Origin of the sequence: Bacillus sp. FSL H8-0492 (assembly GCF_038006145.1) — a bacterium.
Classification (GTDB): domain Bacteria; phylum Bacillota; class Bacilli; order Bacillales; family Bacillaceae_G; genus Bacillus_A; species Bacillus_A mycoides.
Genome location: NZ_JBBOUP010000001.1, coordinates 1,278,507 through 1,296,292, shown reverse-complemented (window position 1 = coordinate 1,296,292; position 17,786 = coordinate 1,278,507). Strand labels below are relative to the sequence as shown.

Here is a 17,786-nt window from a genome sequence, read left to right as displayed (position 1 = left end):
ATTATAAAGGAGGTTCCCATATTGAAAAGATGGATAATCCTATTTGCCGCACTCTTATTAACAGGTTGTACAGGCAATACAAACCATTTAACTTATACAATTAACGATGAATATGAACTCATCCATACTTCTGGAGATGCATTTGAACTTTTCCCCTCTCAGGATGCTGTATATGCTACACAATACATCCCTGCAAAGATTACAGAAATTGCTTGGGACGATAAATACATTATCACAAAACAAATTGAGGAAAAATCAGATCCAAATAATCCTGACGCAGCAATTACAAATAAAAAAAGTGAACATTATTGGATTATCGATGTAAAGCATAATAAACGATTCGGTCCTTATAATGAAAAACAATTTAACGAGCAAAAAGATGCTTTTAAAATTACAGTACCTTTTCAAAGTGTAGATTCATATGTGAAAGAACTAAAAAAACAGTCAGCATAACTTTTTATGCTGACTGTTTTCGTTTAAATACACACCTTACTTAGAAAATGAGATATTGAAAGTTTGTGGCTCTTTAACAGCTTCATGAGTATCTCCCACTGCTAAATCATCTGTCGTAAACTTAATATCCTTTACCTTCTCTTTTCCATCATCGAGTATTAAACCGATAATTCCTTCTCGTGTCTCACCAGGTTTATAATCTTCCCTTGATACACTCTTTGTGCCTACAAGTGTGTCTTCTTCATATAAAAAGTTTTGAGTCGCTACATTAAAATGCTGTTTGTCATTAATAATAACATCATTCATAGAGAAGAATTGCATGTTCTTATTTCCACTATTCTCTACTTTATATGTAATTTCAACATACCGAATCGTATCGCTAATCTCTGTTCCACTTAACGATGCATATAATTCAGCGTCTTCTTGACTCACTTTATCTCCCAATCTACGCTTTACTTCTTCAGGAGTTAATGCAGTATACACTTTCAATGTATTTTTTGCATCTTTGCTCATTTGTGATAATGAGATAACTTTAACGTCTTGTACGTGAATTTTCATTGGGGCTACTTCAAATGTCTGATTCACAGAATGCATCTGTTCTAATTCAAATGTCCCCCACCCTTTTTCCTTCACTTTTTGTCCTACTTTTTTAAGCTCACGCCCACCATACTCTTTTGTTTCTGGAATAGATTCTTTCTTTTTAGGTTCTGCCTTCTTTTCTTCTTGATGGAAGCAACCACTTAACATAAGAAGAAAACTACATAAAACAAAAATACTTTTCCATGCTTTCATGATTTAATTTCTCCTAACACTATCATTCATTAAAATATATTAGTCCCTTGATTTGTAAACTATAGAAACGATAAGAAGTCCACAAAACGAACTTGTCAGTCCAGATACTATTATACCTCCTATTTGGAAAATATGAAAATAGGGGTCTAATAACGCGTGCACGATAAATATAATGGCCGTCACAACGATAGATGAAGCCCAATATTTCTTTTTTTCCGAAGTTAAACTAGTATCTTGATCAGTTTCCCTTCTATATTTCCATAGCACATATATTAGTAATAGTAGACCAAAACACGTACTCCCATGCTGTAAAAATTTATAAATTGGAATACTATATACTTCTTGCTGTAACAGCGGTATTTTCATAACAAAATAGCCTGTCTTATGGGTAAAAGCATCCCAAACGACATGCGTCACCATACCGAATAAAGCAGAATAGCAAAATACAAAAAAATCTTTCCAAGTATAAAGCCCCCACTTCTCACCTACTACATATTTATAGTAACTAGCAAAAGGCTTAGGTAAATGTGTTATAAATGGTCCTTTTAAAATACGATGATATGCATATGCTAATAAAAAAACGAGTGGTAAATTCAAATAGAAGAAACCAGCCCATGTATGGCCAATAATACCGTATGGCCTAAAATATAAAAAATATTCAAAATCAGGTGCCATACTACCTAATATAAGAGCCGTCACCGAAATATAACTAGAATGTTTCTTAGCAAAAGGGAGAACAGCTGCTGGATGTGCAAATGTAAACGGCATATTAATACTCCTCTTCATATTTCTAATAGAATATCACCTATCATAACGAGAGAATTAATCTTGATGCAATATTTATTTTCACATTGGAATATGATAGTTTACGTGTTATAATCCACATAAAATATTCAGAAAATAGGAGGAGTTCACGTGTCGTTAACACTTGTATTTTTTCTTGTTCTGTCTACCTTTTTTTAAGTACATACATTGGCTTCTTTCTATGGAAGCACTTGAAAATTATAAAATATATGCCTGCTCTCTTTGGCTTTATGAGCGTTCTTTTCATTTTTATATGGAAGAGAATGACTTTCGGCTGGGAAGGTCTCGGTTTTGGCGCACTTCAATATACAATATTACTAGCAAGTTGTATTACACTTGTATTTGCTGCTTTTTTAGAATCAAAATCCGTTATGAATTGAGGTTTATATATTGATTGACGTACCCTTTTTAAAAAGTGTCACATTACAAAAAGAAAATATCCCTAGCTTTTCCGCATATCCATACTGCTTACCGGCTATACGAACATTACAATCACTCCTTTTCCATCCGAATGTAACATTCATTATTGGAGAAAACGGAACGGGGAAATCAACATTACTCGAAGCGATTGCAGTTGCTTTAGGTTTTAATGCAGAAGGTGGAACGAAGAACTTCCGTTTTAACACGTACGATTCACATTCATCTTTACATGAATACATTCGAATTTCAAAAAGTTTCAATACACCAAAAGACGGTTTCTTTCTTCGCGCTGAATCATTTTATAACGTTGCTTCTTATATCGATGAAATAGATGCTATAAAATCTTATGGCGGCGTTTCACTTCACGAACAATCACACGGCGAATCCTTCTTCTCATTATTTATGAATCGTTTTTCAGGACAAGGTTTATACATTTTAGATGAGCCTGAGGCAGCTTTATCCCCAATGAGACAACTTTCAATGCTCATTCGCATGCACGAACTAGCTGAACAAGGTTCACAATTTGTTATCGCGACGCATTCTCCCATTTTAATGGCTTATCCTGAATCTACTATATACTCTTTAACTCAAGAAGGGATTCACGAATCGACATTAGAAGAAACGGAGCATTACCAAACGACGAAACTTTTCTTTGAAAATCGCGATCGATTATTTCATCACTTATTTGAGTCATAAAAAAAGAGGCAGCAATCGCTGCCTCTTTTTTATAATGCTTCTATAAATAAAGCTACTCCAATACCGCCTCCAACGCATAGAGAGGCAATACCTTTCTCTAATCCACGTCTTTTTAATTCGTGAATTAAACTTACCGTAATACGAGCTCCTGTACAACCAATTGGATGTCCAAGTCCTACACCACTACCGTTTACATTCACTTTCTCACGGTCTAACCCTAACTCTTTCTCTACAGCTAAATATTGTGCAGCGAAAGCTTCATTAATTTCAAGTAAATCTGCATCTTCTAATGACCAATCTACTTTTTCTAATCCTTTACGAATTGCTGGTGCTGGTCCAATACCCATAATTTTTGGATCTACACCCGCTACTGAGTATCCAACAATTCGAGCTAACGGTTGTAAGCCCTTTTCTTTTGCTTTTTCTTCGCTCATTAATACTAGAACTGCACTTCCGTCATTAAGACCAGATGAATTCCCTGCAGTTACTGATCCGTCTTTACGGAAAGCTGGTTTTAATCCTGCTAATTTTTCCGCTGTAATATCTGCACGTGGATGTTCATCCTTCGCAAATACAACTTCTTTTCTACGTTCTTTTATTGTAATAGGAACAATTTGATCGTCAAAGTATCCAGACTCCATCGCTTGCAACGCTAATGTATGACTACGAAGCGCAACTTCATCTTGTTCCTCTCTTGTAATTTCATATTGTTCAACTAAATTTTCCGCTGTTTCACCCATCATAATATGGTGAATCGGATCTTCTAAAACTTCCCACACCGTATCACGAATTTCTCCGTGCTGTAGACGTTGTCCCCAGCGGTGTTGTTTTAATGCATAAGGGCTCGAGCTCATTGCTTCTACTCCACCTGCAACAACAATATCACTTACACCTAATTGGATTTGCATTGCAGCAGACATAATTGCTTGCATACCTGAAGAACATTGACGTTGAATTGTATAACCAGTAACTGTGTCAGGAAATCCTGCCGCTAATGCAGCTGTTCTTGCCGTATTTGCTTCATCAGTTCTTTGAATACAATGACCTAAAATTACTTCATCAACTTCATGTGGCTCTACTCCGCCTCTTTTTACAGCTTCCTGAAGTACAGGAACAGCTAATTCTACTGGTGTTATATTTTTTAGTGCTCCTCCGAAAGTTCCAATTGGTGAACGAACTGCAGCTGTAATGACAACATTATGCATTTTGTACTTGCCCCTCTCTTATGTACCCTAGTAAATTTGTAGGTGAAATTCCATAAGTTGTATGTCTAAAATTATCATACTATAAACATACCAAAAAATCAAAATATTTAATATAATAAAAATAGAAGGAATTAACCTTCTATTCTGTCAATGCGTATAAGAATTTTTGTAATATCTTCTCTGTCGTTTCATTCAATTTTGGTAACTTATCTACTGGAAAATATTGAAGTTCTAACCCTTCATGATCGAGCTTTAATTCTCCGCTTACATGATGTGCCTGATACAGATGAATCACATTAAAAATTTCATCTCCATTTGGATAACGGAAATAAACTTCCTTTCCTGAAAGAACACCAAGAAATTGCATTATTTTTGCACTTAGTCCCGTCTCCTCGAATAATTCTCTACGAGCAGTTTCTTCTGTCGTTTCTCCCAGTTCCATTGCCCCGCCAGGCACACCCCAATCATATGTATCTGAACGATATTGAAGCAATACTTCTTGATTATCATTTAATATAATAATTGCTGATCCTACTAAAATAAGTGGTCTCGTACCAACTACTTTGCGTAACTCTTCAATATACCCCAATATGTAAACTCTCCTTTCCTCACCCTTCCTTATCATAACAAAATTCTCTTCCTTTTGTTGCTGTAATTTTCAATAAAAAAGGAAGCTTTCGCTTCCTTTTTTTCCCGTTATTTCTTAAAGCTTTCGTATTTTACAACTTCAAAAGCTTCTTCAATTTCCTCATTATGATAATGGACATATGTAAAACGCCCTAATTCTACTAATCTAGCTATTTCTTGCAATGCTTTATGCTGATCATATGTTTCTTCAATTGTAATATGTACATAAAACTTCATTAATGGATGTTCATATAAAGGTTCTCCCACCTCTACATATACATCTTCAACCCCTTGCACAACTCTTACATAGCTCGCAAATTGATACAGAGCTTCTCTGTCTGAAACGATTTTTAATGTATACATATATTCTCCCCCTTTTCTTTACTATATCAAAAAGATGACCATACTACGTTATAGAACTATGAAATTTTTTCGACTTATAGTCTATATATTCGTGTAATAAACAAGGCGTTTATCCATACATAGGACCTTTCCCCCACATATATTATAGAAAGAATTTTTTCATTTGAGGTGTTCCTTATGAATTCATACATTAACATATGTGTTTGCATTACTCCAGGCGCCGATATTTCTGACGATCGTATTGCAAAAGATTTAGCAGTAGCAGAATCAATTTGGCATCCCATTACATTTCAAATTAAAGAAGTAATTGTACTAAACGAACTTTTCCGTTTTTCTAATCGGGAAATTAGTTATAAAAACTCCATTCAAAGTCAGGAAAAATTATCATCCTTTTTTCAAACTTGTGTTAACGAAGCTCCTGGATGTGACCTTTATATTTGTTATATTGGCAGTGATTATTTCAAAGAAACCGCAGTAATCGCTTGCGCTTACTCTCTAGCGAAACAACAACAACTTACTGGTTACATCGTTCTAACAAACTCAGCTGCTCCAATGAAAAATATATACACCCTCGCTCACGAAATTGGTCATATTTTATTCACAAGACGAATTCATGGAAAACTTACGCACGCAGATCCCCATTCTCCAACTGGATCGGAGCACCATCCTTCTCCATCAAATCTTATGTACCCTATAGTCCCCCGCCCAGAAAACGTTCATATTCATTCCTTATTAACGAACGAACAAAAGGAACTCTCCTTACAAAGTTCTTTATTACAAAGAAAAAAACAGTAACGATATTGTTACTGTTTAAAACAATATATTCCAATCAACAAACCAGATTTCGGCTGCAAAGGATACACTATACACCTAAACCGAACCCCTCTAAAAATCAAAATATAGTATTTCTTTGGAAATATTTTTTTGTATATCCAGAGCAGCCACTTTTTTTGAACTACCCGTTTACACTTTTTCTCTCTTCAATTTTTAAAGACCATCTCATTAATCCATATATACTTCCATACATAAGTAATATCTTTGCAATTCCCCAAAACACATTTTTTTCTTCTAATTCTTTAAATATAAACATAATCGCTAAAGGAACAATTAGCACCAAAACACCCATCCAACCAAGGACATACACTTCTCCAACAAAAAGTAATAAAAAGATACTTGCTGCTAATATATATGTTTGCATTTTCGACAATTGTAAAATAGGTGTACCGTACCATTTATCAACAAACATCAATAATACTAATAATAAAATGGGAACCATTACTATTATGTAAATAATCCCGAACTCTACAAATTTATTTTTAAAAGAAGACATTCTAAACGCAACAATGGTTCCAATAATCGTAATGATTAAAACGATAGGATAGCCAATTAACTGTATATTCGTTAGTGTAAATTGCTGATTCGGATTATTAAATAAAATATGAGTTAATATCCAATACCCGCCAATACCAATTATCATGGCAAGAATACTCTTTATACTCCCGCCTTTATCCTTCTCCATCTCATTCGCTAATTCTTCTGCATATTCTTTTGGCGAATCACCAAATATATCACTTACCGTCTTTCCTTTTTTCTCACCTTCTATTAAATGTAGCTCTGCATCCTCTAGAAAAGCATCTACATCTTCTTCTTTAATTCCCTTCGTAATTAAATACACTTTCGTATCGATTAAAAACTTTTCTCCCTCTTTAGAAACTTGCATTAGAATCCCTCCCTTAATTAACCGTTTCTTTTCTATTCGCCTTCATCATAATTTCAAGGAAGATTAAAATAAACAAACTTCCGTATAAACATATAATTTGAAATAACATTGGCACGAGATCTTCCGATGTAAACGTTTTAAAAACTAACATAATAGAAAGCGGAATAATTAAATATAAATTTTTAAACCATCCTTCAAAATATATATTTATAGCTACCGTGAGGATAAAGATCCCTCCAGCTAATATATAACTTTGGACTAGAGTCAACGTAAACATCGTTGTAGGATATATCACATCTAATATCGTAACTGCTCCTAATAAAAACATTGGTGCAATCATGACTAAAAACCACATGGAAAACCACGTTTTTGTAAAACTTGTTACAAATGTCATTTTACGAAGCAGAAAATTAGGACCCATTACAGCTAAAATCAATGTAAAACTATAGCCAATACACTGAATAAGTGAAATCTGTAGAATTCCGTTATTCACTATTAAGATAGAAGCAATAATCCAAAACGATACGATATTCATTACTGTAAAACCAATTTGCTTCCACGTTTCCTGTCTATCTCTTTCCATTACTTTTACAAGTTCATTTGCATACTCTTTCGGTGAGCTTCCGAAAATATCTTCTACACTTTTCCCATCACTCTCACCCTCAATTAAATGGAGTTCCGCATCTTCTATAAAATTTTCAATATCGCTTTCTTTCACACTCTTTGCCGCTAAAAATAATCTCATTTCTAATAAAAAATTTCGCGCTTCATTTGATAACATTATTTTTTTCTCCCCTTCCCTTCAAGTAGACGCTCTACACTACTTTGCATCGCTTCCCAGCGATCCATAAATTCATCCAGTGCTTCCTCGCCTTTTTCTGTTAATGTATAATATTTTCGCTTTGGACCAGATGGAGATTCCTTCATTACACTTGTTATTAATCCTTCCTTTTGCATTCGTATTAATAACGGATAAATACTTCCCTCACTCGCCATTGTGAAACCATACTTCGCTAATCTTTCACTCATTTCATAACCGTATATTTCACCTTCAGAAATAATAGCAAGTAAGCATCCTTCTAAAATCCCTTTCAGCATTTGACTTGTCGACATATTTCAAATCCTCCCACTATCTTGTTTTACAAGATAGATAAGCGTAAGTATCTTGCTTTACAAAATAGTATAGCAAACGCTACTTTGCAAAACAAGATAGCTAGCAATATTTTTCCAAATGTTTGCAGGAATTTTATTATCACCTCTCTAAATAGAGCAATAAGAGAACTTTTATTATGAAGGAGTGTTTTTCATCATGGTTACAAATCGAGTTGTCTTTTTAACAGGTGCTGCGAGCGGTATTGGTTATGAAATGGGAAGTGCTTTTGCCAAAGAGGGTGCTAAAGTTGTGATTAGTGATCGCCTTGAAGATCGTGCAAAAGAAGCTGCTGAACAATTGCAAAAAGAAGGCTATCAAGCCATTGGTTTAAAATGTGACGTTACATCTGAAGAAGAAATTACAGCAGCACTTTCTCAAACAGTTCGTCATTTCGGTTCATTAGATGTATTAATTAACAACGCAGGAATGCAACATGTTTCACCGATTGAAGATTTTCCAACTGATAAATTTGAGCTTCTTATTAAAATTATGCAAATCGCTCCATTTATCGCCATCAAACATGCCTTTCCGATTATGAAAAAGCAAAAATATGGTCGTATTATTAATGTTGCTTCGATTAACGGACTTGTTGGATTCGCTGGAAAAGCTGCCTATAATAGTGCGAAACATGGTGTAATTGGATTAACAAAAGTTGCTGCTTTAGAGGGAGCAACTCATGGAATTACTGTAAATGCTCTTTGTCCCGGATATGTTGATACCCCTCTTGTACGAAATCAACTACAAGACTTAGCAACTACGCGAAATGTACCACTTGAAAATGTTTTAGAAGATGTCATTTATCCTCTTGTACCACAGAAACGTTTGCTACAAGTACAAGAAATTGCTGATTATGCTATGTTTTTAGCGAGTGAAAAAGCAAAAGGTATAACTGGTCAAGCCGTCGTTATCGATGGTGGTTATACTGCTCAATAAAGTGAAACTTTAATCAGTGGGGGTTTTGTTCATCCCCACTAATTATTAGCCTTCACCAATCGGGCTTTTACTGCCCATTAATGCGGGATAAAAAATAAAGTTTGCTCTTCGCGAGCAAACTTTATTTTACTTTCTATCGCGAGGATCTTTCTACTTTAGTAATTGTTTAGGGAGTTTCTCAATTGCAACAATCACTCCGTCTAATTTACTTTCAATCCGATGGAGTAAATATAGCGTTACAACAATTGGAAAGCCCACATTACCTATCATCCCGATCCACTCTTCCATCTTTCTCTCCTCCCTTCATTACATAAATAAGAGGAAACGAAGACTTAAGGCATAAAAAACAAGCTATTTTTTATTAGCTTGTTTTTTAACTACTCAGCCATACATTTCATTTTCAGCATATAGATTGCTACCATGAAGATACAAATGGTCCTACACCTTGCTACCTTTCTTTGTTTTAAAACGTTGCGCGTGGTAGGAACAGGCACTTACCGCTCCTATACATAGCCAGTCCCTCTCGACCATTTAAAAACATGCTTTTCTACCGTTTTTTTATATAGCGACTGAGCAGTTAGCTTATTTTTTCAAATAATGATGTAATTTCTTGCTTATAATCTCCACGTAAAATACCTTTCTCAGTAATAATCCCCGTAATTAATTCATGCGGTGTTACATCAAATGCAGGGTTAAATACAGGCGTTCCAAGTGGCGCCACTTGTTTCCCAAAAATTTTCGTAACTTCTGTTTCATCTCTTTCTTCAATGACAATTTCAGCACCTGTTTGTTTCGTAGTATCAAATGTAGATAACGGTGCTGCAACGTAAAATGGGATACCGAAATACTTTGCTAATATAGCTAAATTTAATGTTCCTATTTTATTGGCAGTATCACCGTTTTCAACGATTCGATCTGCCCCTACGATAATCGCATTAATTTCTTTCGTTCGAATTGCATGTGCTGCAGTATTATCCGTAATAAGCGTTACATCAATGTCTGCTTGTTTCAATTCCCATGTCGTTAAACGACCACCTTGTAAAACCGGCCTCGTTTCACACGCATACGCATGTAAACGCACACCCTTCTCTTTCCCAATATAAAATGGGGCTAATGCTGTTCCATATCTAGCAGTTGCAATACTTCCAGCGTTACAAATTGTTAAAATTTTATCACCGTCTTTAAAACATGTTAAAGCATGTTCTCCAATACTTCGGCACACCATTTCATCCTCTTGCTGAATATGGAGCGCTTCTTCTTCTAATATTTTTTGAGCTTCTTTTATTGTAGTAATCTCTCGAATAGATGCTCTCATACGATCGATTGCCCAAAATAAATTGACTGCTGTCGGGCGTGATGTTCCTAAATAGTTACAATCTCTATTAAACTTCTTCTGAAACTCATAGATATTTATAGCATCATATTTCTTTGCCGCAAGCGCCAAACCAAACGCAGCTACAATTCCAATTGCAGGCGCTCCTCGTACTTCTAACATAATGATACTTTTCCATACCTCTTCAATATTCGTTAATGTTTTGTATTCAGTGACATGCGGCAACTTTGTTTGATTTAATACTGCAATTGCATCGCCTTTCCAACTTACAGATCTCGGAATAGTAATAATTGTACTCATGCTTTTACGCCTCCAACTGTCTGTTGAAATAATGTTCGAAACGGTTGAATATCAGCACACTTGGCTTCATATTTTATTAGTTCTCTACCTAAGGATAACGCTTGTTTTTTAGCTTGAATTCTATTTTCTTTATTTGCTATCCCATCTAAATCCGCTACATGAGCTAAGCCAATTGTTCTACGAATCAGTTCACATCCGGCAAATCCGACGGCATCAGTAAAGATATTTTGCAAAATAATTGGTAACCATTGTTTTTCTTTCGTATATGCTTCTACACCTTCTCCAATCCATAACTTCGTAAAGTTTTCTACAAAATAACTCCATGTCTTTTCTATATGGAAAAATAGTACACTTCTCTTTTCTTCTTCTCTAGATAAAGCATTTAATAATAGATTTGCAATAAATTGACCGATATCAAATCCAAATGGACCGTACGTTGCAAATTCTGGATCGATCACTTTCGTTTCAGAAGGTGATGAAAAAATACTACCAGTATGTAAATCACCATGAATAAGCGCTTCTTTTCTCGTTAAAAACTTATATTTATATTGTGCTACTTTTAGCTTTAAAGTTTTGTCACTCCAAAGTTCATCAATCACTGACTGTAAATCTGACTCATAATCATTCGTATCATAATGTCCAAATGGATCCGTAAAAACTAAATCTTCTGTAATTTTACTAAGGTCTGGATTTACAAATGTACCTTCTAGTACCCTTTTCTCTTCTGACTGTAAACCGAAATCTGAAGTATAAAACAAAACATGTGCTAGAAAACGACCGATATGCTGGGATAAAAGTGGATATCCTTCTCCATCTATTAATCCTTTTCTTGTAATTGTTAGTCTTGATAAGTCTTCTATTACTGTAACTGCTAACTCTTCATCATGACTGTACACTACCGGAACATAATCTGGCACATACTTCGCAAAAATTTGTAATGCTTTACTTTCAATCGTCGCTCTTTTTATAGACAGTGGCCAGCTCTCACCAACTACTTTCGCATATGGCAGTGCTTGTTTTATTATAATAGACTTCTCTCCATCATCTAATTTGAACACGTAATTTAAATTTCCATCTCCAATTTCATGACAAACTACATTTGCTTTCTTTTCAAAATAACCGTGTTCTTTCGCATATTGTATAGCTGTTGTTTCAGTTAATGAATAATATCCCATCGTCTTCTCCTCCTTTTCATTCAGAGGTTTTTCTAAAATAGAAAAACCCCTTTCCACAAAGAAAGAGGTTTGAAGTTTATCTTCTCCCCTCTTATCTGCCAGAAAGTTTACTTTCTGCTGGAATTAGCACCGTGCCTTTTGGCGTCATAAACGCACCATTTCACAATGGTATTACGGTCGGTTGCTGGGCTTCATCGGGCCAAATCCCTCCACCTGCTCTTGATAAGAGTTTTATAATTTTTAGAATTTTTAACTTTATGATGAAGACTATACCAAGAATAAAAATCACTTGTCAACATTTTATTTGTATAATTCTGGACGACGATCTGCAAAAACCGGAATTCCTTTACGTACCTCTTTAATTTTCTCGAATTTAAGTTCTCCAAATAAAATTGATTCCTCTTCATTTGCCTCTACCACAACTTCACCCCAAGGATCCACAATTAGAGAATGACCTGCAAACTCATTATTCGGATCCTTTCCTGCTCTATTGCACGCAACAACATAACACTGATTTTCAACTGCTCTCGCCTGTAAAAGCAAACGCCAATGTGCTAAACGTACTAATGGCCATTCTGCTACAACAAATAAAACTTTTGCACCTTTAGCAGTATGAACGCGCATCCACTCTGGAAAACGAATATCATAACAAATTGTACCAGCACACTCTACATCATCTAACTTAAATTCACCTGTCTCATTACCAGCAACTAAATATTTATGTTCATCCATCAGCTGAAATAAATGTACTTTACTATATTCATTGACTAGATTCCCTTCATTGTTTACAACATACATTGTATTTGTAACCCCTTGCTCTGTTTGCTTTGCTATGGAACCACCAACAATATGTACACCATATTGCTTCGACCATTCTTTCAACTTTTCTTTCGTTTCTAATCCATCCGTATCTGCAATTTCAGAAAGTCTCGTTAAATCATATCCTGTTGTCCATAGTTCTGGTAAGACGATAACATCTGGTCTTTCTTTCATCGCTTCACTTATTTTTTTTTTAGCGTTCTCAATATTTTTTTCTACATCTCCAAAGACAATATCCATTTGAATACATGCGACTTTCATTTTTTCAGCCCCATTCTCATTTTTTTCTTTACAAAATACTGGAAAGATTATATCATTTGTCACTAGAATTGTAACAACTTTCAAAAGAGGTGGAAAGTATGAAATTATTTCAACCTTCTGAGATAGTAACATCATTGCCAACACAATTTTTCGCTTCACTTGTTGCAAAAGTTAACAAAGTCGTTGCAGCTGGTCACGATGTTATTAATCTAGGTCAAGGTAATCCAGATCAACCAACACCGCAGCATATCGTTAAAGCTTTACAAGATGCTGCTGAAAAGACCATTCATCATAAATATCCGCCATTTCGCGGACACGAAAGCTTAAAAGAAGCCGTGGCAACATTCTATCAACGTGAATATGATGTAGTAGTAAATCCAAAAACTGAAGTTGCTATTTTGTTTGGCGGAAAGGCTGGATTAGTAGAATTACCAGTTTGTTTTACAAACCCTGGTGACACTATTCTCGTTCCAGATCCAGGCTATCCAGATTATTTATCAGGAGTTGCTTTAGCAAAAGCACAATTTGAAACAATACCGCTTATTGCAGAAAATAATTTTTTACCGGATTATACAAAAATTGATGACTCTGTTGCGGAGCGAACAAAGTTAATGTTTTTAAACTATCCAAATAACCCTACCGGTGCTACTGCATCAAAAGATTTTTTTGATGAAACCATTCATTTTGCTAATAAACATAATATATTAGTTGTTCACGATTTTGCTTACGGTGCTATCGGATTCGATGGTCAAAAGCCTGTTAGTTTCTTGCAAGCAAACGGCGCTAAAGATACAGGTATTGAGATTTACACTTTATCGAAAACTTTCAATATGGCTGGATGGCGTATTGCTTTTGCAGTAGGAAATGAAAGTGTCATCGAAACTATTAACCTATTGCAAGATCATATGTATGTTAGTATTTTTGGTGCAGTTCAAGATGCTGCCCGCGAAGCACTATTAGGCTCGCAGTCTTGTGTGGTAGATCTTGTTAATAGTTATGAATCTCGGAGAAATGCTCTTATTTCAGCTTGTCACTCAATTGGTTGGAAAGTAAACATTCCAACAGGATCATTCTTTGCATGGCTTCCTGTTCCAAAAGGATATACATCTGAGCAATTTTCTGACATTTTACTAGAAAAAGCACACGTTGCAGTTGCTCCTGGTGTTGGATTTGGTGAGCACGGCGAAGGGTATGTCCGTGTTGGTCTCTTGCATACAGAAGATAGATTACGAGAAGCAATTAATCGAATTGATAAATTAAATTTTTTCAAAAAGTCATTGACAACATAAAAAATATCTGACAAAATTCAGTTATCTTAAAAATTTAAACATTTCTAAATACTTCTTATCAAGAGCAGGTGGAGGGACGAGCCCGACGAAACCCGGCAACCGATCTACAATTGTAGACACGGTGCTAATTCTCGCAGCGTTACGCTGACAGATAAGGAGCTGGTTGTAAAAAAACCTCTCCTTAGCTGAGAGGTTTTTTTATTTAACTAGGAGGGTATAACAATGAGCGGAATTATAGCGACATATTTAATCCACGATGATTCTCACAACTTAGAAAAGAAAGCAGAACAAATTGCAATCGGTTTAACAATTGGTTCATGGACTCATTTACCACACTTATTACAAGAACAATTAAAACAACATAAAGGCAATGTCATTCATATTGAAGCGTTAGACGAACAAGAACATATTAACTCTTACCTTGGCAAAAAAGTATCACGTGGACTCATTAAAATTCATTATCCATCGCTGAACTTTAGCCCTGATTTACCAGCCATTTTGACAACAACATTTGGAAAACTTTCGTTAGATGGGGAAATTAAACTAATTGATTTAACATTCTCAGACGAATTAAAGAAACAGTTCCCTGGACCAAAATTTGGAATTGAAGGCATCCGAAACCTTTTACAAGTTCAAGATCGACCTCTTCTAATGAGTATTTTCAAAGGGATGATAGGACGGAATATTGGATATTTAAAAACTCAACTACGCGATCAGGCAATTGGAGGCGTAGATATTGTAAAAGATGATGAAATTTTATTCGAAAACTCATTAACACCACTTACAAAAAGAATTGAATCTGGTAAAGAAGTTTTACAATCTGTATACGAAACTTACGGGCATAAAACTTTATACGCAGTAAATTTAACAGGTCGAACTTATGATTTAAAAGAAAACGCGAAACGTGCGGTGGTAGCTGGAGCAGACATTCTTTTATTTAATGTATTTTCTTATGGATTAGATGTACTGCAAGCACTTGTAGAAGACGATGAAATTCCAATCCCTATTATGGCACACCCTGCTGTAAGTGGCGCATATTCATCATCGAAACTATACGGTTTCTCTTCTCCATTACTACTTGGAAAATTACTACGTTACGCTGGTGCTGATTTCTCTTTATTCCCATCACCATACGGCAACGTTGCATTAGAAAAAGAGGAAGCTCTTCTCATTACAGAAGCATTAACTGAGGAAGACCACTATTTCAAGAAAAGTTTTTCTGTTCCATCTGCTGGAATTCATCCTGGTTTCGTTCCCTTTATTTTACGAGATTTTGGTAAGGATGTTGTTATTAATGCCGGCGGCGGGATTCATGGGCATCCAAATGGAGCTCAAGGTGGTGGCAAAGCTTTCCGTGCTGCAATTGAAGCTACTTTACAAGGTAAACCACTCCATGAAGTGGATGAAATAAATTTGCATAGTGCACTACAAATATGGGGAAATCCTTCTCATGAGGTGAAATTATGAGTATTCAAGTATTTTGTGATTTCGATGGTACGATTACAAATAACGATAATATCATGTCCATTATGGAAAAGTTCGCACCACCAGAAGCAGAGGAAATAAAGCAAAAAATTTTATCGCAAGAACTTTCTATTCAAGAAGGTGTTTCTCAATTATTTCGATTAATACCTATTAATCTACACGATGATATTATTCAGTTTTTACAAAAAACTGCTGAAATCCGTACAGGTTTTCATGAATTCATACAATTTATTAATGAAAATAACATTTCCTTTTACGTTATATCAGGTGGAATGGATTTCTTCGTCTATCCACTCTTACAAGGAATCATTCCAAAAGAGCAAATTTACTGTAATGCAACTGACTTTTCAGGAAAATTTGTTGAAGTTAAATGGCCGCACCCTTGTGACGAGCAATGTCAGCATAGTTGCGGTCTCTGTAAATCATCATTAATTCGTAAACTAAGCTCTAAAGATGATTTTCATATTGTGATAGGAGATTCCATTACTGATTTACAAGCAGCAAAACAAGCAGATAAAGTATTCGCCCGTGACTTCCTTATTACAAAATGTGAAGAAAATCATATTGCTTATACATCCTTTAACACATTTCACGATATTCAAGTCGAATTACAACATTTGTTGGAGGTGAAATCATGAAACAACTTTTTCGTCAATGGTATGACTTAAGTGAAATAAAAAAAGAATTAACAACTCGGAATTGGTTTCCAGCAACGAGTGGAAATATTTCTATAAAAGTCAGTCATGATCCACTTACTTTTCTTATTACAGCAAGTGGTAAAGATAAAACAAAAACTACTCCAGATGATTTTCTATTAGTAGATCATCTAGGGGTTCCCGTATTAGAGACTGAATTACGCCCTTCAGCAGAAACAATATTGCATACACATATTTATAACAATACGAATGCCGGGTGCGTACTTCATGTTCATACAACTGATAATAATGTCATCACAAATTTATATAGTGATGCAGTCACCCTTCAAAATCAAGAAATTATTAAAGCTCTCGATATTTGGGAAGAAGGTGCAACGATTAACATTCCTATTATCGAAAACCATGCCCATATCCCAACGCTTGGAGAAAACTTCCAAAAGCATATACAAGGAGATTCGGGAGCAGTATTAATCCGTAACCATGGTATTACCGTATGGGGCCGAGATAGCTTTGATGCAAAGAAAAGATTAGAAGCTTATGAGTTTTTATTCCAATTTCATATAAAACTATTATCAATTCAAGGAGGCGTTTCTAATGGCGCAAATTCGTATTCATGAAGTAAATACTCGTATCGAAAATGAAGTGGAAGTATCTAAATTTCTACAAGAGGAAGGCGTTTTATATGAGAAATGGAACATCTCTAAGCTTCCTACTCATTTAAATGAAAATTATTCGTTAGCAGATGAAAACAAGGCTGAAATATTAGCTGTGTTTTCAAAAGAAATTGCTGATGTTTCAGAGCGCAGAGGTTATAAAGCATATGATGTGATTTCACTTTCAAATAGCACACCTAACCTTGACGAGTTATTAATTAATTTTCAAAAAGAACACCATCATACTGACGATGAAGTTCGCTTTATTGTCAGCGGTCATGGCATCTTCGCTATTGAAGGAAAAGATGGTCGATTCTTTGACGTTGAACTCGAGCCTGGTGATCTTATATCTGTGCCTGAAAATGCAAGACACTATTTCACCTTACAAGATGATCGCCAAGTTGTAGCTATTCGTATTTTTGTTACAACAGAAGGTTGGGTTCCAATTTATTAAGGTAGCTAGTTGAATAAAAGAACTTGGAACCCCTTTTCCAACCTTTTATTCACTCTACATATATACATCCTCCTATGGAACAGGCTTATTTCATAACATTGAAGTAAGCCTGATTTTTTATTTACTAAAATGATTTGTCCCTTTCGTTTGTTCAAATCAAATATCTCGAATCACAATTCCACTTTATCAAGTACA

At 35.2% G+C, this 17,786-nt stretch carries 21 protein-coding genes, 2 pseudogenes and 2 riboswitches; of the genes and pseudogenes, 10 read left to right on the top strand and 13 right to left on the bottom strand.

The features are described 5' to 3' along the window. The first annotated feature begins 21 nt into the window (after positions 1–21). Positions 22–453, top strand: coding sequence for a DUF3997 domain-containing protein (locus MHH66_RS06720; RefSeq protein WP_002033805.1), 432 nt, complete (start codon positions 22–24; stop codon positions 451–453). 36 nt (positions 454–489) lie between these two features. Here the strand turns inward: MHH66_RS06720 and MHH66_RS06715 are convergent, their stop codons facing one another. Together MHH66_RS06715 and MHH66_RS06710 are read right to left on the bottom strand one after the other, a co-directional pair. Further along, on the bottom strand, positions 490–1,248 hold the full coding sequence (locus MHH66_RS06715) for a hypothetical protein (RefSeq protein WP_033715007.1): 759 nt from the start codon (positions 1,246–1,248) through the stop codon (positions 490–492). 36 nt (positions 1,249–1,284) lie between these two features. Continuing rightward, positions 1,285–2,013: a DUF4184 family protein gene (locus tag MHH66_RS06710; RefSeq protein ID WP_063218967.1), complete on the bottom strand. Its 729-nt coding sequence runs from the start codon at positions 2,011–2,013 to the stop codon at positions 1,285–1,287. A 147-nt stretch (positions 2,014–2,160) separates the two neighbouring features. Between MHH66_RS06710 and MHH66_RS06705 the strand changes: the two are divergent. Both MHH66_RS06705 and MHH66_RS06700 read left to right on the top strand, forming a co-directional pair. After that, positions 2,161–2,429: pseudogene (locus tag MHH66_RS06705) on the top strand (hypothetical protein). A gap of 10 nt (positions 2,430–2,439) precedes the next feature. Next, entirely contained in the window at positions 2,440–3,165 is a 726-nt protein-coding gene (locus MHH66_RS06700; protein ID WP_061674451.1) for an AAA family ATPase, read from the top strand. Positions 3,166–3,194: 29 nt separating this feature from the next. Here the strand turns inward: MHH66_RS06700 and MHH66_RS06695 are convergent, their stop codons facing one another. The 3 genes from MHH66_RS06695 to MHH66_RS06685 all read right to left on the bottom strand — a co-directional run bounded on the left by MHH66_RS06695 (position 3,195) and on the right by MHH66_RS06685 (position 5,360). Further along, entirely contained in the window at positions 3,195–4,370 is a 1,176-nt protein-coding gene (locus MHH66_RS06695) for an acetyl-CoA C-acetyltransferase (RefSeq protein ID WP_002128911.1), read from the bottom strand. A 139-nt stretch (positions 4,371–4,509) separates the two neighbouring features. Then, complete coding sequence (locus MHH66_RS06690; protein WP_078184378.1) at positions 4,510–4,959, bottom strand: NUDIX hydrolase; 450 nt, start codon at positions 4,957–4,959, stop codon at positions 4,510–4,512. A 107-nt stretch (positions 4,960–5,066) separates the two neighbouring features. Continuing rightward, positions 5,067–5,360 (bottom strand): DUF3928 family protein, encoded by a 294-nt coding sequence (locus MHH66_RS06685; RefSeq protein WP_002088390.1) that lies wholly within the window; start codon positions 5,358–5,360, stop codon positions 5,067–5,069. A 177-nt stretch (positions 5,361–5,537) separates the two neighbouring features. Here MHH66_RS06685 and MHH66_RS06680 point away from each other — a divergent pair, with 177 nt between their 5' ends. After that, positions 5,538–6,155, top strand: coding sequence for an ImmA/IrrE family metallo-endopeptidase (locus MHH66_RS06680; protein ID WP_078184379.1), 618 nt, complete (start codon positions 5,538–5,540; stop codon positions 6,153–6,155). Positions 6,156–6,170: 15 nt separating this feature from the next. Here the strand turns inward: MHH66_RS06680 and MHH66_RS06675 are convergent. The 4 genes and pseudogenes from MHH66_RS06675 to MHH66_RS06660 form a co-directional block, all read right to left on the bottom strand. Continuing rightward, positions 6,171–6,307 (bottom strand): annotated as a pseudogene (locus MHH66_RS06675) (DNA-binding protein); the annotation flags it as partial. Between the two features lie 8 nt (positions 6,308–6,315). Continuing rightward, positions 6,316–7,080 (bottom strand): DUF1129 domain-containing protein, encoded by a 765-nt coding sequence (locus MHH66_RS06670; protein WP_078184380.1) that lies wholly within the window; start codon positions 7,078–7,080, stop codon positions 6,316–6,318. A gap of 13 nt (positions 7,081–7,093) precedes the next feature. Next, the gene (locus tag MHH66_RS06665; protein ID WP_078184381.1) at positions 7,094–7,861 is read right to left on the bottom strand and encodes a DUF1129 domain-containing protein; all 768 of its coding nucleotides are present in this window, start codon (positions 7,859–7,861) and stop codon (positions 7,094–7,096) included. Beyond that, positions 7,861–8,193: a PadR family transcriptional regulator gene (locus MHH66_RS06660; protein WP_002014879.1), complete on the bottom strand. Its 333-nt coding sequence runs from the start codon at positions 8,191–8,193 to the stop codon at positions 7,861–7,863. The genes MHH66_RS06665 and MHH66_RS06660 overlap by 1 nt, the downstream gene beginning before the upstream one ends. 196 nt (positions 8,194–8,389) lie before the next feature. On the opposite strand from MHH66_RS06660, the gene MHH66_RS06655 reads away from it, so the two are divergent. Then, positions 8,390–9,166, top strand: a complete 777-nt coding sequence (locus MHH66_RS06655; RefSeq protein ID WP_002128918.1) for a 3-hydroxybutyrate dehydrogenase — start codon at positions 8,390–8,392, stop codon at positions 9,164–9,166. 150 nt (positions 9,167–9,316) lie between these two features. Here the strand turns inward: MHH66_RS06655 and MHH66_RS06650 are convergent, their stop codons facing one another. The 4 genes from MHH66_RS06650 to MHH66_RS06635 form a co-directional block, all read right to left on the bottom strand. Beyond that, entirely contained in the window at positions 9,317–9,454 is a 138-nt protein-coding gene (locus tag MHH66_RS06650) for a YvrJ family protein (protein WP_002014881.1), read from the bottom strand. Positions 9,455–9,743: 289 nt separating this feature from the next. After that, the gene (gene mtnA, locus MHH66_RS06645) at positions 9,744–10,799 is read right to left on the bottom strand and encodes an S-methyl-5-thioribose-1-phosphate isomerase (RefSeq protein ID WP_078184382.1); all 1,056 of its coding nucleotides are present in this window, start codon (positions 10,797–10,799) and stop codon (positions 9,744–9,746) included. After that, complete coding sequence (gene mtnK, locus MHH66_RS06640) at positions 10,796–11,974, bottom strand: S-methyl-5-thioribose kinase (protein ID WP_078184478.1); 1,179 nt, start codon at positions 11,972–11,974, stop codon at positions 10,796–10,798. The genes mtnA and mtnK overlap by 4 nt, the downstream gene beginning before the upstream one ends. Before the next feature lie 88 nt (positions 11,975–12,062). Beyond that, positions 12,063–12,203: riboswitch (SAM riboswitch) on the bottom strand. A gap of 71 nt (positions 12,204–12,274) precedes the next feature. Further along, positions 12,275–13,138 (bottom strand): carbon-nitrogen family hydrolase, encoded by an 864-nt coding sequence (locus MHH66_RS06635; protein ID WP_002131202.1) that lies wholly within the window; start codon positions 13,136–13,138, stop codon positions 12,275–12,277. Positions 13,139–13,152: 14 nt separating this feature from the next. Between MHH66_RS06635 and MHH66_RS06630 the strand changes: the two genes are divergently transcribed. The 5 genes from MHH66_RS06630 (at position 13,153) to MHH66_RS06610 (ending at position 17,591) form a co-directional block, all read left to right on the top strand. Continuing rightward, on the top strand, positions 13,153–14,343 hold the full coding sequence (locus MHH66_RS06630; RefSeq protein ID WP_063218962.1) for a pyridoxal phosphate-dependent aminotransferase: 1,191 nt from the start codon (positions 13,153–13,155) through the stop codon (positions 14,341–14,343). Between the two features lie 52 nt (positions 14,344–14,395). Further along, a riboswitch (SAM riboswitch) is annotated at positions 14,396–14,501 on the top strand. Between the two features lie 64 nt (positions 14,502–14,565). Continuing rightward, positions 14,566–15,810, top strand: a complete 1,245-nt coding sequence (gene mtnW / locus MHH66_RS06625) for a 2,3-diketo-5-methylthiopentyl-1-phosphate enolase (protein ID WP_061674459.1) — start codon at positions 14,566–14,568, stop codon at positions 15,808–15,810. Beyond that, a complete protein-coding gene (locus tag MHH66_RS06620; RefSeq protein WP_078184383.1) occupies positions 15,807–16,466 on the top strand; it encodes a 2-hydroxy-3-keto-5-methylthiopentenyl-1-phosphate phosphatase in 660 nt (219 codons plus the stop codon). The genes mtnW and MHH66_RS06620 overlap by 4 nt, the downstream gene beginning before the upstream one ends. Next, positions 16,463–17,101: a methylthioribulose 1-phosphate dehydratase gene (locus MHH66_RS06615; protein ID WP_063218960.1), complete on the top strand. Its 639-nt coding sequence runs from the start codon at positions 16,463–16,465 to the stop codon at positions 17,099–17,101. Before MHH66_RS06620 ends, MHH66_RS06615 begins: the two co-directional genes overlap by 4 nt. After that, positions 17,079–17,591, top strand: a complete 513-nt coding sequence (locus tag MHH66_RS06610) for a 1,2-dihydroxy-3-keto-5-methylthiopentene dioxygenase (protein ID WP_016100676.1) — start codon at positions 17,079–17,081, stop codon at positions 17,589–17,591. Before MHH66_RS06615 ends, MHH66_RS06610 begins: the two co-directional genes overlap by 23 nt. Positions 17,592–17,786 lie beyond the last annotated feature (195 nt).

Excerpts from the sequence above, each read along its gene's own strand:
- MHH66_RS06655 (WP_002128918.1), top strand. The coding sequence starts at position 8,390 with ATGGTTACAAATCGAGTTGTCTTTTTAACAGGTGCTGCGAGCGGTATT.
- MHH66_RS06710 (WP_063218967.1), bottom strand. The coding sequence starts at position 2,013 with ATGCCGTTTACATTTGCACATCCAGCAGCTGTTCTCCCTTTTGCTAAG.
- MHH66_RS06685 (WP_002088390.1), bottom strand. The coding sequence starts at position 5,360 with ATGTATACATTAAAAATCGTTTCAGACAGAGAAGCTCTGTATCAATTT.
- mtnW (WP_061674459.1), top strand. The coding sequence starts at position 14,566 with ATGAGCGGAATTATAGCGACATATTTAATCCACGATGATTCTCACAAC.
- MHH66_RS06615 (WP_063218960.1), top strand. The coding sequence starts at position 16,463 with ATGAAACAACTTTTTCGTCAATGGTATGACTTAAGTGAAATAAAAAAA.
- MHH66_RS06665 (WP_078184381.1), bottom strand. The coding sequence starts at position 7,861 with ATGTTATCAAATGAAGCGCGAAATTTTTTATTAGAAATGAGATTATTT.
- mtnK (WP_078184478.1), bottom strand. The coding sequence starts at position 11,974 with ATGGGATATTATTCATTAACTGAAACAACAGCTATACAATATGCGAAA.
- MHH66_RS06620 (WP_078184383.1), top strand. The coding sequence starts at position 15,807 with ATGAGTATTCAAGTATTTTGTGATTTCGATGGTACGATTACAAATAAC.
- MHH66_RS06630 (WP_063218962.1), top strand. The coding sequence starts at position 13,153 with ATGAAATTATTTCAACCTTCTGAGATAGTAACATCATTGCCAACACAA.
- MHH66_RS06650 (WP_002014881.1), bottom strand. The coding sequence starts at position 9,454 with ATGGAAGAGTGGATCGGGATGATAGGTAATGTGGGCTTTCCAATTGTT.
- MHH66_RS06680 (WP_078184379.1), top strand. The coding sequence starts at position 5,538 with ATGAATTCATACATTAACATATGTGTTTGCATTACTCCAGGCGCCGAT.
- MHH66_RS06670 (WP_078184380.1), bottom strand. The coding sequence starts at position 7,080 with ATGCAAGTTTCTAAAGAGGGAGAAAAGTTTTTAATCGATACGAAAGTG.
- MHH66_RS06660 (WP_002014879.1), bottom strand. The coding sequence starts at position 8,193 with ATGTCGACAAGTCAAATGCTGAAAGGGATTTTAGAAGGATGCTTACTT.
- mtnA (WP_078184382.1), bottom strand. The coding sequence starts at position 10,799 with ATGAGTACAATTATTACTATTCCGAGATCTGTAAGTTGGAAAGGCGAT.
- MHH66_RS06695 (WP_002128911.1), bottom strand. The coding sequence starts at position 4,370 with ATGCATAATGTTGTCATTACAGCTGCAGTTCGTTCACCAATTGGAACT.
- MHH66_RS06610 (WP_016100676.1), top strand. The coding sequence starts at position 17,079 with ATGGCGCAAATTCGTATTCATGAAGTAAATACTCGTATCGAAAATGAA.